This is a genomic window from Nocardiopsis listeri (genome assembly GCF_020741345.1).
GTDB lineage: Bacteria > Actinomycetota > Actinomycetes > Streptosporangiales > Streptosporangiaceae > Nocardiopsis > Nocardiopsis listeri_A.
On sequence record NZ_DYZD01000080.1, the window covers coordinates 1 to 4,136 of the forward strand.

The 4,136-nt window shown below is 69.9% G+C and carries 5 protein-coding genes; all 5 read left to right on the plus strand.

The genetic code is table 11. The features are described 5' to 3' along the window. The coding region (locus tag K8V84_RS05350) for an ABC transporter ATP-binding protein (protein WP_304071179.1) at positions 1-665 on the plus strand (665 nt) is incomplete at its 5' end. Beyond that, a complete protein-coding gene (locus tag K8V84_RS05355; protein ID WP_304071181.1) occupies positions 662-1,576 on the plus strand; it encodes an ABC transporter permease in 915 nt (304 codons plus the stop codon). The genes K8V84_RS05350 and K8V84_RS05355, both read left to right, overlap by 4 nt. A 59-nt stretch (positions 1,577-1,635) precedes the next feature. After that, positions 1,636-2,730 carry an ABC transporter substrate-binding protein gene (locus K8V84_RS05360; protein ID WP_304071184.1) on the plus strand — a complete coding sequence of 365 codons (1,095 nt, stop codon included), beginning with the start codon at positions 1,636-1,638 and terminating at the stop codon, positions 2,728-2,730. A gap of 104 nt (positions 2,731-2,834) precedes the next feature. Continuing rightward, complete coding sequence (locus tag K8V84_RS05365; protein WP_304071186.1) at positions 2,835-3,257, plus strand: hypothetical protein; 423 nt, start codon at positions 2,835-2,837, stop codon at positions 3,255-3,257. A 196-nt stretch (positions 3,258-3,453) separates the two neighbouring features. Further along, a partial coding sequence (locus tag K8V84_RS05370; protein WP_304071189.1) for an ABC transporter ATP-binding protein occupies positions 3,454-4,136 on the plus strand: 683 nt, incomplete at its 3' end.

Sequence of the window (4,136 nt, forward strand, 5' to 3'; positions counted from 1 at the left end):
GCAAGTCCACCCTGCTGCGCATCCTCGCCGGGCTGGACCGCCCCGACACCGGACAGGTGTCCCTGCTCGGCCGAAGCCCCGAGCAGGCGAGCCGGCGCAAGGCCATCGGCCTGGTCTCCCAGACCCCGGCCCTGCTGCCCTGGCTCACCGTCCACCAGAACGTCGCCCTGCCGGGGAAGGTCAATCGCGGGGCCGGCTCGAAGATCGACTCCCCCGACGAGCTTCTGCGCGCCGTCGGGCTGGAGGACTCCGCCGGGCAGTACCCGCACGAACTCTCCGGCGGCATGCTCCAACGCGTCGCCGTCGCCCGCGCCCTGGGCCTGCGCCCGGACGTGCTGCTGATGGACGAACCCTTCTCCGCCCTCGACGAGTTCACCCGCGAGGCCCTGCAGTACCAACTCCTGGGTCTGTGGCAGCGACGGGCCACCACGGTCGTGTTCGTGACGCACTCCGTCCGCGAGGCGGTCGTGCTCTCCGACCGGATCGTCGTGATGTCGGCCCGACCCGGCCGTATCCACGAGGTCCTCGACGTCGACCTGCCCCGCCCCCGCGACCGGAAGGTCGTGAAGGGGCCGCACATGCACGACCTGGAGGACCGGGTCCGCGCCTCACTACAGAGCGCGTGGAAGGCCGGCGCCGCCCCCGACGACCTCGTTCCGCTGTGAGAGAGGAGGCGGGTATCGCCACCCGCGTCACCGACGAGGCCGCCGGCACCGGTTCGACACCGCCGATCCCGGTCCCGAACGCCACGGTCCCACCCGCTCCGCAGAGCACGCCCGCGGTGTCCCTGCGAGGAGCCCGTCGACGGTCGGTCCTGCACCCCGGCACGTGGCTGCCCGCCACCGTGGTCCTGGTCGTGCTCGGCCTGGTCTGGTCCGCGGTGGCCGAGGCGCACCCGTACATCCTGCCGGGGCTCGGCGAGGTCGGATCCACCCTGGTGGGCGACCCCCTGCTGTTCCTGGAGAACGCCTGGGCGACGCTGAGCATCGCCCTGATCGGCGTGGGCGCGGGCGCGGGCAGCGCGTTCGTGCTGGCCCTGCTGATGTCGGAGGTCCCGGTGGTACGGCGGGCGGTGATGCCGTTCGCGGTGGTCCTGAACGTGACCCCGGTCGTGGCGATCACGCCGGCGCTGGTGGTCGCGTTCGGGTTCGGCATGGCCCCCAAGGTCATCGTCACCGCGATCATCACGTTCTTCCCCGTGCTGATCAACGTGGCCACCGGTCTGCGTTCGGTGCCCCTCCCGGTCCTGCACGTCTTTCGCACCCTGAACGCCTCCCGATGGGAGGTGCTGCTGCGGCTGCGTGTCCCGAGCAGCCTGCCCTACACGCTGGCCGCACTGCGCGTGGTGGTGCCGTTGTCCCTGGTGGGAGCGGTGGTCGCCGAGTTCGTGGCCGCGGGTTCCTCCGGCGGTCTGGGCACCATGATCCGCAACTCCGCCTCCACGGCACGCCTGGACTTCGTCTACGCCGGTGTCCTCTGCCTGGCGGCCATGGGCGTACTCCTGCTCACCCTGGTCACCCTGGTGGAGAAGCGCCTGCTGTTCTGGCACGACTCCCGACGCCCCACCCGCGGATGAACCGCGGGCCACGACGGCACCGGTTCCAAAGCCGGCGACGAACGAAAGAGAACCACCCGATGCCCGTCCCCGTTCAACACCGGTTCCGCCTCCTCGGCCCGGTCGCGGTCCTGTCCGCCACCGCCCTCCTCGCCACGGCCTGCGGTGGGGACGACGGCACCCCCGAGGTGGCCGTCGCCATCGACCGGGAACGGTGCGACACCAACCGGGAGGCCGGACCGATCACCTTCGTCACCGGCTACCACTACCAGGCCTCCGTCACCCAGATGGAGGTCATCGCCGCCGACGCCCTCGGATACTTCGACGCCCTGTGTCTGGACGTGGAGATCCAGCCCGGCAACGGCGACCTGATGGGCAACGCCCAGCTGGTCTCCGCCGGGACCGCGCGGTTCACCGCGATGAGCAACGAGGCCGAGGTCCTCCAGGCGGACGCACGCGACCACGAGGTCGTGGGCATCGCCACCTACGGGCACGTGCCCATCTCCACCCTGCTCACGGGACCCGGCATCGATGACCTCACCGAGTTGGAGGGACGGACCCTGGGGCACCAGAGCATGCTGCCCGCACCGGTGGAGGCCATGCTGGTCGAGGCGGGCGTGGACCTCGACACCATCGAACAGGTCGAGGCCGGATACGACCCCTCCGTGCTCCCGCGCGACCAGGTCCAGGCCCTCACGGGCTTCCGCTCCAACGAACCGCACCGACTCGACGCCATGGGTGAGGAGTACACCCAGTGGATGCCCGAGGACTTCGGAGTGGTCGGCTCCTTCGGGGTGATGGTGACCGACCCCGACTGGGCGGGGCGGAACCCCACGGCCACCGAGGACTTCCTCCGGGCCGTCGGCCACGCGTTCGACCACTGCCAGGACGCCGCCGAGGAATGCGTGGGGTACGCCGCCGACCTGGATCGGGCGGGTTACGACGCCGAGCACAACCTCAAGGTGTGGGACACCGAACGCGAACTCGTGGCCTCCTCCACCCCCGACGGTGATCCTCGGGGCTTCGTCGACCTCGACCTGACCGAACGGGAGGCGGAGACCCTGCTGGCCAACGGCGAGCTCGACGAGATCCCCGATCTGGAACCGCTCTTCGACACCCGTTACCTGGAGGCGGTCCACGAGGGCTCCGACCTGGTCCGGCCCGAGTCGAACTGAGGGGCCGGGACGGGAGGGACCTCTACCGTCGCTCCCCGGAACCCGGCCGTTCACATGAGCACAAGGACGACACGGCAAGCCTTCCGTGCACTACCGTCCCACTCATGGCAGAACCGACGCAGACCCCCTCCGCTCACCCCGCACCGCCCGTCCTGAAAATGATCGAGGCGCTCTCCGCCAAGTGCGGAACACCCCTGACCCCGCACCGCTTCACACTGCCCGGCGGCGTCCGGGTCGGCGTCGACGGCGCCGACCGCGACCCGCCCAAGGTGCTGGTCCAGGCGACCCGAGCCGGCGGACGCGTCAAGTCCACGCATCGCAACAAGGTCATCGCGGACGCCTTCAAGCTCATCTGGCTGAGGGACGCCCACTTCCCGGACGCGACGTTGATCCTCGCGCTGAGCCCCGACCTCTCCCACCTTCTCAGCCGGGGAAGCTGGCTGTCCGCGGCCCTCGACCAAAGAAGGATTCACACGGTTCTGGTCGACGACAACGAAGGAAACCTTCCGCCCGATACCACCCCGTGACCGGCCGTTCACCGAACGGTAACAGGACACTCCTACCTTTGACGGGTCAACGACCCCGCGGGCCGCTGACGTCCCATGCGCTTCCGCCCGCACTCCCCTTGACGTCCTTGGGACCCCCTACCCGAGCACGCCCCGGAGGGTGCATGGAAACGCATGCCCAGATGAAGAACGCTCCGTCCACCCGGGTGGACGGACTGTGACCAGCGATGACATCGAGATACGCCACCTCACCAAGCGTTACAGGGGTGGAGCGTCCGACCGGCCCGCGCTCCAGGACATCGACCTGGAGATCCCCCATCGCCGCTTCGTCAGCCTCATCGGCCCGAGCGGCTGTGGCAAGTCCACCCTGCTGCGGGTCATGGCGGGACTCATCGACCCCGACCACGGCCACGTGTCCCTCTTGGGCCGTACGCCCCGCGAGATGTGCCGACGCAAGGCCATCGGCCTGGTCCCCCAGACCCCGGCGTTGCTGCCCTGGCTGAACGTCCGCCAGAACATCGCCCTGCCCGCCATGGTCAACCGACGACGCGGAACACCGCACGAGTCCACCGACGACCTGCTGCGCGCGGTCGGGCTGGAGGACTCCGCCCATCGGTACCCGCACCAGCTCTCCGGTGGCATGAGTCAGCGGGTGGCGATCGCCCGCGCCCTGGGTCTGCGCCCGGACGTGCTGCTGATGGATGAACCCTTCTCCGCCCTCGACGAGTTCACCCGCGAGGCCCTGCGCATACAGCTCCTGGAGTTGTGGCAGCGGCGGGCCACCACGGTCGTGTTCGTGACGCACTCCGTGCACGAGGCGGTCGTGCTCTCCGACCGGATCGTCGTGATGTCGGCCCGACCCGGCCGTATCCACGAGGTCCTCGACGTCGACCTGCCCCG